The following is a 13394-nucleotide window of genomic DNA, read 5'->3' as shown; positions in this document are numbered from 1 at the left end:
GTTCCACCCTTTTTGTTTTCAAGATCACAGTAAATGTACTGCTTTAAAACCACTTCATTCATGATTATAACGGAATCACCGGACCGGATTGGGGCCACTCAGAGGTAGTCTTCAAATGATTCCTGCTAAGATACTTCCAGCAAATGTATCTCTCTCTGTAACATTCCACATCCTACTCGTCTCGTCATCGTGTTATCGGCTAAGAACTATGTTGCTTTATAATCCTTAACTTCTTCTGACCATCATTATAGCATTCAATCGAGGATTGTCAACGCTATTTTTACAGTTTTTTCAGTTTTTTAGATGATCTTCTTTTTCTTGAAGATCAAAATACAGATCACGATAATGACAATACTAAGTGCCATTACCGCCGGATATCCATTTTCAAGTCCAGGCATATCTTTGAAGTTCATTCCAAACCATCCCGTGATCAATGTCAGTGGGAAGAAAATCGTAGAAATCACTGTTAAAAACTGCATGTTGTTATTCTGTCTATTATCAATCTGAGACTGGTAAGCCTCCTTTACCTGACGGGCATATTCCAACAGATGAGAAGTACGGCTCATCAGACGGTCTGCACGGTCAGTAAGTGTTCCGAAGTATTTCAATTGATCATTCAAAAACAATCCATTCTCGTTCTCTTCAAGCTCTTTTGTCAAGTCCATCATCTCATCATAATAGCTTCTCAGATTCAGAAGTTCCCTCCGGATCGGCATCAGTCGGTTCTGGATCGTATCTGTATGATCCTGGGACACATCCTCTTCCATACGAAGAAGTCTACGCTCATAGGCCACAAGGATCTCCAGATCCCTACTCATGAATTCTGCTATGTAATTATAGAGGAATCTCTCTTTCGTCTCACCCTGATGCATTCGTTTCCTCTTAATCCTACTAATAAGCCGCTCTGAAAATGTCTCGTCATCTACGATAACAACATTATTTTCATTTACAAACATGTACATTCGGTATCTGCTTCCTAATACATCAAGAAGCTTTGGAATGCAGAAAGTTCCTACCATACATTCCTGCTGATTCTCAATCTTACAGAATCCGATCTTTGCAATCTGGATCTCACTTTCATATATGATCCCTGCTGTTGCCAATGTCTCCTCCGCATGATTGGAATCTGTGAGGAACACAGCAGGACACTTTTCTTTCTCCCATTCTTCCTGACTGATCTCTGTCAGACGTTCCCCGAATTTATAGATCATTCTATCACCTTATTTTCTGTCTGTTGTACAGCCGCCTCCAACTGATTACTACTGTTCACTGCTGCTTTCGCATAGGCTTCCTGGTAAAGAAGTTCCTGTGAGTTAATTGGCTGTCCCTTACATTCTACCACAGAATAGGCTCCTTTTGCATCCTCCTTTCGTGCTTTTTTGTTATCACTTAACATCAGATCAAAAAAATCCTGCAGACGTTTCTTTAATCGTTCAGAATAAACCGGCGCTGCAACCTCTACACGCTTCACTGTATTTCGTGTCATGAAATCAGCAGATCCGATATAATACTGTGCCTCTTCTCCATTTCCGAAGATATAGATTCTGGAATGTTCCAGGAATCTTCCGACAACACTGATCACATGAATATTCTCTGTCTCACCTTCCACACCTGGGATCAGACAGCAGATACCTCTGACGATCATGTCAATCTTCACACCAGCCTTAGACGCATCGATTAATTTATCAATGATACGCTTATCTGTCAGAGAATTCATTTTCAGGCCGATGTATGCAGTCTCTCCATTTTTCTGTTTCTGGATCTGTTCCTCGATTTTCTCGATCACTTTAGACTGAAGGCATTTTGGTGCAACGAGTAAATGTTCCATATCTTCAACTACTTCACCTTTAGCCAGTGCCTGGAAAACTCTTGCGGCATCCATTCCAATCTGCTCATTCGCTGTCATAAGAGAGAAGTCTGTATAAAGTCTTGCGGTCTTCTCGTTGTAGTTTCCTGTTCCGATCTGTGTGATGTACTGGATTCCATTTTCCCCTCTGCGTGTGATCAGGCACAGCTTGGAGTGTACTTTATAATGCTCCAGTCCGTAGATGATCTGGCATCCGGCCTCTTCGAGCATTCTGGACCAGCGGATATTATTCTCCTCATCAAAACGTGCACGAAGCTCTACGAGAACAACTACTTCTTTTCCATTCTCTGCCGCCTCGCAAAGTGCCTCGATGACCTTACTCTGTTTTGCCAGTCGGTACAATGTCATCTTAATGGAAATGACACTGTCATCCTCTGCTGCTTCTGTCAGCATTTTCAGGAAAGGTCTGATAGAATCATAAGGATAGGATAACAGCTTGTCTTCCTGTGTGATCTGCTGTAAAATGCTCTGTCCATCCTTGAATTCCGGACTCTTCTGCGGCACGCGCTTTTCATAGAAGAGCTCTGTATTTCTGCGCAGAAGATCCTGAAGCTGGAACACGAAAGAAACATCCAGTGGTGCTTCACTACGGAATACTCTATCCGGAGTTACATCCAGGTATCTGCACAATGCGTCTACAACAGTTTCATCCATCTCTCTGGAAAGATCAATACGCACCGGAGAGAGTTTCTTTCTCTGCTTCATCAGATCTTCCATAAACTCACGATAATCAAGATCCTCATCATAAGCCGCATCGGCATCGATATCCGCATTTCTTACGACCTTCAATAAAGATTTCCCCTTTACCTTGTATCCCTTAAAGACTTTGCCAATATAATGAAGAATCAGATCTTCAATGAGCATATATCTTCCTTTTCCACCGGGAAGTTCAACCATTCTTGTCAGCATATTGTTGGAGCATGGAATGATTCCGATTCTTTCCTTCTTATTTCTCGTCTCAAGAACAACGACTGCGTAAATTTCTCCATTTTTTAAGAAAGGAAATGGTTGTCTCTTGCCGACGATTGTCGGTGAACTTAAAGGCATGATCTCCTTCATAAAATACTTCTCAAGAAATTTTTTCTCCTCTGATTTTGCAGAAGCATGATTAATCAATGTAATTCCGTACTCTTCAATCTTCTTCATCAGCTTCTCATAAGCCTTATCTTTTCTCTGATTCAGCTTCTTAACTTCTTTAATGATTGCACGGATCTGTTCTGCTGAAGTCATCTTTGTCTTATTCTCTCTGATCTCTGTACTGATCAGCATCTGATCCTGAAGTGATCCGACACGCACACGGAAGAATTCATCCAGATTACTCTGATAGATTGACACAAATGTCATACGCTCGCACAGCGGTACTTCCGGGTTTTCTGCTTCCTCCAATACTCTTTCATTGAACTTCAACCAGGATAATTCACGGTTCATGTATACATTACTCATTTTAATTTTCTCCATCCTTTAACACATTTTGTTGCCATTTGCAATTAGCTTAAATTTACAGTCAAGGCGTTCTGCCGCTCTTCTGCACATGATCATACGCTCCAGAAAGATTTCAAAATAATCCATAACGGTGCAGATTTCATCATCTAGCTCCAGTTCCATCTGAATTACTTTCTTCTCTTTTTGAATTGTCAACTTCGTTGACAGGGCTGCATAATTTACCCTGTCATGTATGTCAAATGTTGCCGGAACCGGATTCTGTACACGGTTTCGTCTTACATCTGTCTTATCTGCCAGTATCAGTGCAGCTGATACCGGATCCACAGCATCTCCGGTTGCCTCGTCATGGTGACCGATTGCTGTCATAATTACCAGAACATCTTTCAATGACATCTCTGTATCCTTTAATATCTGATATGCCAGCAGTGCACCGCTGTGTGCATGATCATGCCTGTTAATACTATTTCCGATGTCATGCATATAACCTGCGATTCTTGCAAGTTCAATCTTATGTTTTCCATATCCGAGCTCTGTCAGAATCTTGCCTGCAGTATCTGATACTTTTGCGGCATGTTTTTTGGAATGTTCTGTATATCCAAGCTCTTTTAAAGTAGCATTTCCCTGTTCGATCAACAGATTTATTTCTTCTATCTCCCGAATCTCTTTATATGTTGTTTTCAAAGTCTTTTTACTGCCTCCATTGCAAGTTCTGAACGTTCGCATTCTTCTGCTGTCATCGTCAGTTGCCAGCACAATGGACTTCCTTTCATATGTTCTGCCGCATAACTCAGACCATTGGTTCTCTCATCCAGGAACGGACGGTCTATCTGATTCGGATCTCCTAAAAGAATGATCTTCGTATCCTTTCCTGCTCTTGTGATAATGCCTTTGATCTGATCCGGCGTTGTATTCTGCGCTTCATCAATGATCAGATACGTCTTGACGATCGACCGGCCACGGATAAAATTTAGTGCCTCTGCCTGAATGAAACCTCTGGAATAAATTTCCTCCACTTTATCCCGCAATACCTCTTCGTCTTTATAACGCTCGTCCTCATTCGAATCAAGCAACTGCTCCAGGTTATCAAGGACCGGGCGCATCAACGGAGAAATCTTTTCCTGTTCATCTCCCGGAAGGAATCCGATTCCTTCGTCAAACTGCGCATTCGGTCTACAGACAAGAATCTTTCTGTATTCGCCTGTCGGATGATTCATCAATTTTTCCAGACCTACTGCAAGAGAATAAAATGTCTTGCTTGTTCCGGCCATTCCTTTGACAATAACAAGCGGTGCTTTCTCTGCTGGCTGCATCAAAGCTTCCTGTAAGAAATACTGTCCTGCATTTCTTGGAGAAATTCCATACGGAGAACTCTTTTTAAATTCCAGTTTCCGAAGGATTCCATGCTCCACTCTTCCAAGATGTGTCTTCTTTCTTGCCTGATCTGATTTAATGATCACGAACTGATTTTCCAAAAGATTAGGACAAAATGCTTTCTCATTCTCATCTAATTGATAAACTTCATCCACCGGTATTCCCTTTTTCTTAAAATCCTTAAACAATTCATCCGGTGCATAAACTTCACATCTTCCGGTATACTGTCTGTCATGAGCTATCACTTGCTCGGAAATAAAATCTTCTGCACACAGATCCAACACCTGTGCTTTAATTCGAAGCAGGATATCTTTCGTCACAAGAACAACCTGTTCTTTTCTTGATTTCTTTAATCCAAGGCAAACCTTTAAGATTCTGTTATCTGCGACCTCCAGAGATAAATCTACCGGAAGTTCAACATCTACAAAATTCTTTTCAACCCAGCAGATTCCTCCATTCTCAAGGGATACACCCTCCAGAAGATTCCCCTTCTGACGCAGTTCTTCAAGCAGACGGATACATTTTCTTGCATTGGCTCCTGTCTCGCCATCTGCTTTTTTCAAATGATCAAGTTCTTCCAATACAACCATCGGGAGAACGACCAGATTATCCTCAAAACTAAAAAGCGCATTTGGGGACTGAATCAGAACATTGGTATCCATCACATAAATTTTAATCATATAATAATGCCCTCTCTGAGTCTTTGTTGTCATCTTAAATACAAAGCTGACAACATTCTTTTCCATTTTTCCGTTCTATTTTACAAATGCTGCTTTACATTCTGATATGATTTATGTTAAATCCATGTAAAACAAATTTCTCTATTGCGCCTTTCTTACGCTTGTTTTCAGCTTCCTATAAACACAAAACACCTTGAAGAGATTTTTTACTAATACCTCCTCAAGGTGTTTCGCAATATTAAACGATTATCTTTCATTCTTATTTTACATTCTCACCGCGCTCTTACACTTCCGGCAATTCTTTTACAAATTCCAGTAACTCTTCCATCGAGCCCTGATATTCGGAGTCGATCGGAAGGTTTTTCTTATTCTCCATCGTATCTGTGATAAGAAATACAGGAACTCCAAGCGCACGGATCGCAAGATCTTCCTCCACGTCATTTCCAACCATCAGACACTCTGACGGATCAAGCTCAAACTGTTCCAAAATTTGACGGAAATATTCCGGATTTGGCTTACAATATACATGATCTTCATATGTTGTAATAATCTTAAAATCTTCCGGATCCAGTCCCGCCCAGTCGATACGATTCATTGTTGCACATCTTGGAAAGATCGGGTTCGTTGCAAGATAAACTTCAATGCCTTTCTTCTTCGCCTCTTTTATAACCATATCTGAAAGTGGTGTCGGCTGTGTCGTACACTTGGCCTGATTGAATTCATCCTCATAAAATGCATCTGCGATTGCCTCTGATTCTTCTACAGAAAGCGGCAGGAATTCATCAATATAACTCCAGAATGCCTCTCGGTTTGTTCTGGAACCATCATTTTTCACCATCGCCTCATAGCCTTTCCATACTGCACCAATGAATCCTTTTGGATCCATTTCCACGCCTTTCTTCAAATATGCCTTTGCAAGAAGCGGCATATAAAAACGGACAAATTCGTCCTGTACCATCGGTAAAAGTGTTCCGTCTAAGTCAAATAAAATATGTTTAATCGCCATCTTTTTCTCCTTCTTTCAATCTTTGTGCTCTTCTCTGATTGCTGATGACTCTTATAATGTCGGTCATAGAATAAGCCCTTTTTATCATAATAGTAACATTATACTCTCATATATTTCCTTCTATCAAGCAAATTATCATTCAGAACATGCCACTTCATAAAAGTTGTTACTGTTCACAGTACCTGTGACCAGCAACGCATCTCGCCATTTAAAATCGCCTTTGGCGATGGGCGAGATGCCATTCAAGATAAAACGTGCATCCTCCGTGCCAATCAGCGTAGTGATTGACACGGGAGTGAACAGTAACTAAAAGTTTCACATTTCTTATTATCTATACTGCAGATACTCCAGGAACCGCTTCACCGCCGGAGTTGCACCTTTTCTGTTACGCATGGCAAGTCCTATATTACGATACGCCGGGATTTCCAGTTCTCGTGTAACAATTCGATACGGAATCCGTTTCAAAATCAGTTCCGGCAAAACACTGATTCCAAGCCCACTCTCAACCATCGCCATGATCGCGTAGTCATCCCATGTTGTGAAATGTACTTTCGGCTTTAAATTACTTCTTTCAAAGATCTCAGAAACTTCTGCCTTAGCACCTTTCTCCAATAGCATAAACGGTTCCTCACAAAGCGCACTGACCGGAATCTTCTGAAGTTCTGTCAGCGGATGTCCTTCCGGAAGCACGACAAGCAGCCTGTCCTGCTCCAGGAAAATTGTATCCATCTCATCCCTTACCGGCAATCTTGTGAATCCACAGTCAATTCGCCCTTCCATGATCCATTCTTCAATATCCGTATAATCACCCAAAAGCATCTCGTAATCAATGTTTGGATAATTTTTCTGAAATTCCTTGATAATATTCGGCAGCCAATGTGTTGCTACGCTGGAAAATGTACCGATACGGATCAATCCTGACTTTAACCCTTGAAGCTCATCAACTTCCAATTGAAGTTTCTCGTATTCTCTGCAAACCCGTTCCGCATAAGGAAGTAACTTCATCCCGCTGCTTGTAAGCTTTACTCCTGACTTGCTTCGTTCAAGCAGAACTACCTTCCATTCCTTTTCCAGATCATTGATCATTCGGCTGATCCCGGACTGGGAATAACTCAACTGTTCCGCTGCCTTTGTAAAACTTCCACACTCTACTGTCTTAACAAATGCCATGTATTTCTGAATACTTCCATCCATGAATTTAACACTCCTTTCGCTTTACATTTTCCCATCTGTTTTCGCTACGAAAAATCTCTTCACTTACTTTATATTTGATTTTATCATGTAATCCATGAGAAACATTCGCTTTTGTAATTGATAACTGTATGATACTATAAAACAGTCGATGAGACAAGGCTGGTTGTTAAACCGACATCCGGAAATTATTTTAAAAGATATTCAGCAAGGAGTTATGTATTATGGGACTTTATAATAATCGAATCGTAGTAAAAGTTGGAACATCTACACTTACCAATGACGCCGGAAAGAGCGATCTTCGTACAACAGACCGTCTTGCCTGTGTACTTTCTGATATCCAGAACATGGGATATGAAGTTGTACTCGTTTCCTCCGGAGCGATCGCAGTCGGAAGAAATAAACTGAACATGACTGCTAAACCAGACAGTATGCGTATGAAACAGGCTGCTGCTGCAGTTGGACAGTGTAGTCTGATGTATCTGTATGACAAGTTCTTCGGTGACTATGACAAGACAGTTGCCCAGATCCTGCTCAATGCAGATGATATTGAAGAAGAAGAAAAAAAGGAAAATCTGATCAATACATTCAATGCGCTTCTCGAGATGGGTGTAATTCCGATTGTAAACGAAAATGACTCCGTAAGCTATAAAGAAATCGAATCCGAAGATCGTCTCTTCGGTGATAACGACATGCTCTCAGCTGTCGTTGCAGTACTCTGCCGCGCAAAGCATCTGGTCATTTTCTCCGACATTGATGGATTTTATGACCACGATCCAAGATTGTATCCAAATGCACAGCTAATCGATCAGATTGATACAATTGATGACAGCGTCTATGCTTTAGCCGGTGGCGCAGGTTCCCGACGTGGAACAGGCGGAATGCGTACAAAACTTCAGGCCGCATCCCTTGCCACTTCCCAGGGAACAAACACAATTGTTACAAACGGAAAGCGTCCGGAAGTCCTTTATGATATTGTAAAAGGCGGAAGAGCCGGCACATTATTCCCGGGAAAAATCTGATTCTTTCAGTAACATATTATAATTAATAAAAACGGATTAAAATCAGAAAATGCTTTGTTTTTGTTTCTTCTGACTTTAATCCGTTTCTTTTCATCATTTTTGCAACTCGTTTGCACTATCTTTTTGCTCCATCTCCTGTTTCCAGTAGATACGAAGCTTCTTCTCATCCAATCCATTCACAAATCGCTTCTTATATACAAGAAATTCCTCCAGATCCATCAAAATATGATACAGAAGTGCTCGTCCTTCGAACTCTTCGCGCGTCTTTGGAAGTTCTTCTTGCTTCATTTGCTCCGAAATCTCTTCCAACTTCTCGATCTGCTGATCTGGAATATTCATCTCAACAACATAATCTGCCATATACATGATATAATCTGCGATCACAAGTGCCTGCTTCGGCATCTTACGGATCTTCTTGATCTCATAATGCAGGTTATGAAGTACCTGCAGCTGCGCCAGACGCATTTCAAAGTAATCTATATAGTATCCCGGATGCGAATGAAATGTATTATCCTGGTAATCATACGCTGCCTTGATAAATTCATGCATTCTCCCCTCAAAGGCGATGATCCGATCCCAGACATTGATCTCCATATCTTTATTATAAAGATACGCTGCAAGTTCACACAAAAGAATCTGTAGCTGATTCTCTGTCTCCCTCATATAACGAATCAAATCCTGTCTCTGTCCTTCATAATCATAGAACAAATTCAGTACAATCGCGATTGTGATTCCAATCATTACTAAAAACAGCTCATTGCGAATAAACTCCGGACTAAAATCTCTTGTCATAAGAAAATGTGTGCCGATAACGGCATTTACCGAAATTGTTGCCGACCATCCAAGACTATGACTGACCGCAACGATCAGAAATACATAGATTCCATACGCAAGCCAGGAACTCGTCATATGTCCAAATGTCAACGCCGCCAGAACTACCGCCAAAACAAATGTCGCCATACGATAAAAAGATAATTTCACCGTCTCCCATTTTGTTGTTACCAACGTAAGCAGTGTGATACTTCCGGCAGATGCCTCATACTCCAATCCCAGTATATGCGCTAGATAAATTGCTACACTGCTGCCCACCGCGATCTTAATTGCCTGCAGCAGGACTCTTTTTACTTGTCGTGCTTTTTCCATCGTCCTCCCTTTCCAATTTTCTAACCCATCATCTGATTTATATTTTATCATCATATTTGCGATATAATCCAGTGTTTTTTTAACACAGCTTGTACAAAATGACGAACATGAGGTGCCTTTGCCACCATAGCAATCGCTCACTAACAAATCTAGATAAGACTTTGTTTATAGAAAAAGGGGTGATTACAACCTACATATGTATGTAATCACCCCTATAACAATTCAACCTATTTTTCTGTTTCTTCTGCCTTCTTCTCCCATCTTTCTACAAAAGCATCAGCATAAGAAAGATAGTATTCTCGAAGTCCCATTCGGATCTTCTGCTCATTATTCTCTGCAATACCTTCTGTGATACGGCGAAGCTGCTCTAACTTCTGCTGCTTATCTCCCATCTTCTCAATTGCATAAGCTACATAACCATCCATCGTCTTCCCCTGAAGCTGTGACAGATATGGATTCTCAAACAAACTGATGAGTCTCTCCTGATAAACCATCTCCCACTCTGCCTTCTTCTCTGGTCTCAATGCATTCTCCATGCCGGAAAGTATCTGAAAAAGCTGCTCGCTTGGAGTTTTCTCATTCTCTTGCTCAAGGAAAAGCTTGCTCTGTCCATCTTCTTCGAATTCTGTCTGACTCGTTTGTTCCACATTTTTCCTTCGAAGCATCTGCTCTTTCTTTGCAACTAAGATCGTATTCTCTGCTGCCATCGCTGCAATCACATGAAATACATCATGAATCTGCTGTGCGCTCAAAACTACTGCCTGGATATGACGGTTTGGAAGACGTACCGCAAATCCCTCCTGAACAAGATTCTGTAATGCCTCACGGATCGGCATTCTTGAAACACCAAGACGCTCTGCAAGTGCTTCCTGCGCCAGCTCTTCTCCCGGTTTCATAACTCCTGAAAGAATCTCCTCTTTAATTAACTGCACAATGTAATCTTTTGTCTGTACTGATGCCATATTTTCACCCTCTGTATTTTTTCTATTTCTCTGCTTCTATCTAATCTTGTTTTAAAAGAATTAATTTTATTTCTTTTTACTTTATTAGAGAAAATTTTTCATCTTTTTTTATAAACTCGTAACAATATTGTATCCATTTTCATTTCCTTCGTCAAGATGCTTTTTCGTATCCGTTCTAAGTTCGTTATAAGTGCGCATCCTGAGCGGAGCGTTTTTTATATATTAGGAAAGAACTTTCCTAATATATAAAAAACCGCTGCTGATTCCAGATACAACTGAAATCAACAACGGTCTTTACTCTTCAGCCGAAAATCGGACTCGAACCGACGACCCCTTCATTACGAGTGAAGTGCTCTACCAACTGAGCTATTTCGGCATATGGTCGTCAATTCTGACGACCTTTGTTATTATATCGCGTTTGGATATAAATTTCAACCTCTTTTTTAATCAACTTCTATAGACTTTTATCATTCTAATAAATAATAACTAATGATTTGCCATATGAACTGTCAACTGATTATATGGGATGTCAATGTCTTCCTCATCAAAAGACATTTTAATCTCCTCAAGGATTCTCCAGCGCGTTGTCCAGTAAGCTTCTGTCTTCACCCAGGCTCTAAGTCCGATCACAACACTGCTGTCTGCAAGTTCTGATATGAACACTTTAATCTCTTCATCCTGAATAACATCTTCATCCTTCAGTAGAAGATTCTCTACGATCTCTTTTGCTTTCTTCAGATCAGATTCATAAGAAATTCCTACTTTAAGATCCAGCTGACGTTCCGGTCTTGCTGTTACATTTGTCAGACTGTTACTTGTCAGAATACTGTTTGGCACAACGATCGTCTTATTATCGATTGTTGTCATCTTTGTATAGAAGATCTGAATTACCTTTACAGTTCCTTCGATTCCCTCTGAATTCACAATAATATAATCTCCAACTGCAAATGGTCTGAGAAGAAGAATCAAGATACCTCCTGCAAAGTTCGACAGACTCCCTTGTAATGCCAGACCAATTGCCACACCGGCGGAAGCGATGATCGCTGCTACAGAAGAAGATTCTACGCCAAATTTTGTTGCGATCATAAAGATCAGAAGTGCGTATAACCCAAATTTCAACATAGAATCAACAAACTGACGAACTCCAACATCCGCATTGGATCTCTCCATTGATTTGCCTACCACTTTACGTATAACAGATATCACCTTAGATCCGATCAGGTAAAATACTATCGCGAAAATCACCTTCAACCCAAAGGCAATCAGATTCGGAATATTATCATTAAAATATTGTACAAAGCGATTCACTTCATCTGCTGTGCTTGCTGTTACTTCCTGTGCAGAATCAAGCACATCATTGACGGAGCTGTTATTCGTCTGCGTTGCTGTTTGGGCCAGTGCAAAGGCTGTCCCCTTTGTCAGTAATGCTGTTCCAAGTTCTTTCACTGTTGTCAGATACATACTTTTAACCTCCTTATTTTAATGCAAGAAATGCACACAGATTTCCCCTGTTGTTCCCCATCGTCCGGTGAGAATATAGGATCTTACTATTGCAATGTGTACAAACATTTGTGATTGCCATATGCTCCGGCAGAATTCCACTTTCCAGGAAGATCAGCTCATTTGCCTTCCATAAATTCAACTGATATTTTCCGTTCTCTTTCTTATAGAAAAGATCCTCCCAGTACTTTTTTTCAAAAGCTTCTTTAAACTGCTCAATTACGTCCTCACTGACTTCATAACAATCCATACATACTGATGGTCCTACTGCTGCAAGCAGATCTTCCGGTTTGGATCCAAAATTCTCCTGCATCAGCTGAACAGTATTTTTTCCAATCTTTCCAACAGTTCCTCTCCAGCCGGAATGACTCAGCCCGATCGCCTTTTTCACCGGATCTACAAAGTAAAGTGGTACACAATCTGCATAGGAAGTCACAAGACAGATTCCCGGAACATTCGTGATCATCCCATCCACATCTGTATAATTGCGTTCCCGCATAACACCTTTTCCCTTATCTTCCGCTGTAACTACACGTACATTCGTTGTATGTGTCTGCTTCGACAGAACCATATCTTCGACATTAACACCCATTGATGCTCCAATCCTTTTAAAATTCTCTAATACCCTTTCCGGGTCATCTCCACGATCAAAGCTTAGATTCAGAGAAGAATAATAGCCCTCACTGACTCCTCCAAGTCGTGTAGAAAAAGCACTCGTTACAATGCCCGTCTCCTGAAACAATGGATATTCCAGATAAGGAGTTTTCTTTTCTACTTCATCAAAAATATGTGCCGCGTTCTTATAAATCAATCCTAAACTCATATTCTGTCCTTTCTTCTCTATCCGCAAAATGCATTCTTCACCAGCTGGATCCTTGTCCCTTCAATACCGATCACATCAAATCTGCATGGGACATCACTAATATGATATTCCGTCAGATAATACATTGCTGCCTGAAATATCTTTCTCTGCTTTCTTGCATCTACAGCTTCCAGCGGACTCCCCTTGCCAGGACCCGTCCTGTACTTCACTTCACAGAATACCAGATTCTCCCCCTCTTTTGCAACAATATCAATCTCTCCTATGCGACAGCGATAATTGTACTGTAGTATCTGATAGCCATGCTGTTCCAGATAAAAACCTGCTGCCTGCTCATAGTTTCCACCTGTCTTGCGGTTATTCTTTTCTTTTTTCGGATCCTTCATCTA

The 13394-nt window shown here is 40.9% G+C and carries 12 protein-coding genes and 1 tRNA gene; 1 reads left to right on the top strand and 12 read right to left on the bottom strand.

Annotated features, from left to right (window positions below):
• Positions 1 to 299: 299 nt before the first annotated feature.
• The 6 genes from LI162_RS07170 to LI162_RS07145 form a co-directional block, all read right to left on the bottom strand.
• A complete protein-coding gene (locus LI162_RS07170; protein WP_020436887.1) occupies positions 300 to 1211 on the bottom strand; it encodes a magnesium transporter CorA family protein in 912 nt (303 codons plus the stop codon).
• Entirely contained in the window at positions 1208 to 3310 is a 2103-nt protein-coding gene (ppk1, locus tag LI162_RS07165; RefSeq protein WP_055166534.1) for a polyphosphate kinase 1, read from the bottom strand. The genes LI162_RS07170 and ppk1 overlap by 4 nt, the downstream gene beginning before the upstream one ends.
• A gap of 18 nt (positions 3311 to 3328) precedes the next feature.
• A complete protein-coding gene (locus tag LI162_RS07160; protein WP_054752276.1) occupies positions 3329 to 4033 on the bottom strand; it encodes an HD domain-containing protein in 705 nt (234 codons plus the stop codon).
• Positions 3988 to 5361, bottom strand: a complete 1374-nt coding sequence (locus LI162_RS07155; RefSeq protein WP_055147592.1) for a PhoH family protein — start codon at positions 5359 to 5361, stop codon at positions 3988 to 3990. Before LI162_RS07155 ends, LI162_RS07160 begins: the two co-directional genes overlap by 46 nt.
• A gap of 283 nt (positions 5362 to 5644) precedes the next feature.
• Entirely contained in the window at positions 5645 to 6367 is a 723-nt protein-coding gene (locus LI162_RS07150) for an HAD family hydrolase (protein ID WP_054752274.1), read from the bottom strand.
• A 327-nt stretch (positions 6368 to 6694) separates the two neighbouring features.
• Positions 6695 to 7561 (bottom strand): LysR family transcriptional regulator, encoded by an 867-nt coding sequence (locus LI162_RS07145; RefSeq protein WP_054752272.1) that lies wholly within the window; start codon positions 7559 to 7561, stop codon positions 6695 to 6697.
• A gap of 221 nt (positions 7562 to 7782) precedes the next feature.
• On the opposite strand from LI162_RS07145, the gene proB reads away from it, so the two are divergent.
• On the top strand, positions 7783 to 8580 hold the full coding sequence (gene proB / locus LI162_RS07140) for a glutamate 5-kinase (protein WP_015529532.1): 798 nt from the start codon (positions 7783 to 7785) through the stop codon (positions 8578 to 8580).
• 93 nt (positions 8581 to 8673) lie between these two features.
• On the opposite strand, the gene LI162_RS07135 is transcribed toward proB, so the two are convergent.
• From LI162_RS07135 to LI162_RS07110, 6 genes are all read right to left on the bottom strand, one after another.
• A complete protein-coding gene (locus LI162_RS07135) occupies positions 8674 to 9777 on the bottom strand; it encodes an aromatic acid exporter family protein (RefSeq protein ID WP_331470802.1) in 1104 nt (367 codons plus the stop codon).
• Positions 9778 to 9950: 173 nt separating this feature from the next.
• Entirely contained in the window at positions 9951 to 10685 is a 735-nt protein-coding gene (locus tag LI162_RS07130) for a GntR family transcriptional regulator (protein ID WP_227156156.1), read from the bottom strand.
• Positions 10686 to 10988: 303 nt separating this feature from the next.
• A tRNA-Thr gene (locus LI162_RS07125) sits at positions 10989 to 11061 on the bottom strand.
• A gap of 110 nt (positions 11062 to 11171) precedes the next feature.
• Positions 11172 to 12146, bottom strand: a complete 975-nt coding sequence (locus LI162_RS07120) for a mechanosensitive ion channel family protein (protein ID WP_227156154.1) — start codon at positions 12144 to 12146, stop codon at positions 11172 to 11174.
• A 13-nt stretch (positions 12147 to 12159) separates the two neighbouring features.
• Positions 12160 to 13008: a peptidoglycan editing factor PgeF gene (gene pgeF, locus LI162_RS07115; RefSeq protein ID WP_055147595.1), complete on the bottom strand. Its 849-nt coding sequence runs from the start codon at positions 13006 to 13008 to the stop codon at positions 12160 to 12162.
• A 17-nt stretch (positions 13009 to 13025) separates the two neighbouring features.
• Positions 13026 to 13391, bottom strand: coding sequence for a YraN family protein (locus tag LI162_RS07110; protein WP_015529527.1), 366 nt, complete (start codon positions 13389 to 13391; stop codon positions 13026 to 13028).
• Positions 13392 to 13394 lie beyond the last annotated feature (3 nt).

The organism is Mediterraneibacter sp. 210702-DFI.3.120 (assembly GCF_020561005.1).
GTDB classification, from domain to species: Bacteria; Bacillota; Clostridia; order Lachnospirales; family Lachnospiraceae; genus Mediterraneibacter; species Mediterraneibacter faecis.
This window is presented reverse-complemented; position numbering and strand designations above follow the sequence as displayed.

What these genes read in the sequence shown, in the direction of transcription:
- LI162_RS07170 (WP_020436887.1), bottom strand. Translation starts at nt 1,211, where the DNA reads ATGATCTATAAATTCGGGGAACGTCTGACAGAGATCAGTCAGGAAGAA.
- ppk1 (WP_055166534.1), bottom strand. Translation starts at nt 3,310, where the DNA reads ATGAGTAATGTATACATGAACCGTGAATTATCCTGGTTGAAGTTCAAT.
- LI162_RS07160 (WP_054752276.1), bottom strand. Translation starts at nt 4,033, where the DNA reads ATGCGAACGTTCAGAACTTGCAATGGAGGCAGTAAAAAGACTTTGAAA.
- LI162_RS07155 (WP_055147592.1), bottom strand. Translation starts at nt 5,361, where the DNA reads ATGATTAAAATTTATGTGATGGATACCAATGTTCTGATTCAGTCCCCA.
- LI162_RS07150 (WP_054752274.1), bottom strand. Translation starts at nt 6,367, where the DNA reads ATGGCGATTAAACATATTTTATTTGACTTAGACGGAACACTTTTACCG.
- LI162_RS07145 (WP_054752272.1), bottom strand. Translation starts at nt 7,561, where the DNA reads ATGGATGGAAGTATTCAGAAATACATGGCATTTGTTAAGACAGTAGAG.
- proB (WP_015529532.1), top strand. Translation starts at nt 7,783, where the DNA reads ATGGGACTTTATAATAATCGAATCGTAGTAAAAGTTGGAACATCTACA.
- LI162_RS07135 (WP_331470802.1), bottom strand. Translation starts at nt 9,777, where the DNA reads ATGATGATAAAATATAAATCAGATGATGGGTTAGAAAATTGGAAAGGG.
- LI162_RS07130 (WP_227156156.1), bottom strand. Translation starts at nt 10,685, where the DNA reads ATGGCATCAGTACAGACAAAAGATTACATTGTGCAGTTAATTAAAGAG.
- LI162_RS07120 (WP_227156154.1), bottom strand. Translation starts at nt 12,146, where the DNA reads ATGTATCTGACAACAGTGAAAGAACTTGGAACAGCATTACTGACAAAG.
- pgeF (WP_055147595.1), bottom strand. Translation starts at nt 13,008, where the DNA reads ATGAGTTTAGGATTGATTTATAAGAACGCGGCACATATTTTTGATGAA.
- LI162_RS07110 (WP_015529527.1), bottom strand. Translation starts at nt 13,391, where the DNA reads ATGAAGGATCCGAAAAAAGAAAAGAATAACCGCAAGACAGGTGGAAAC.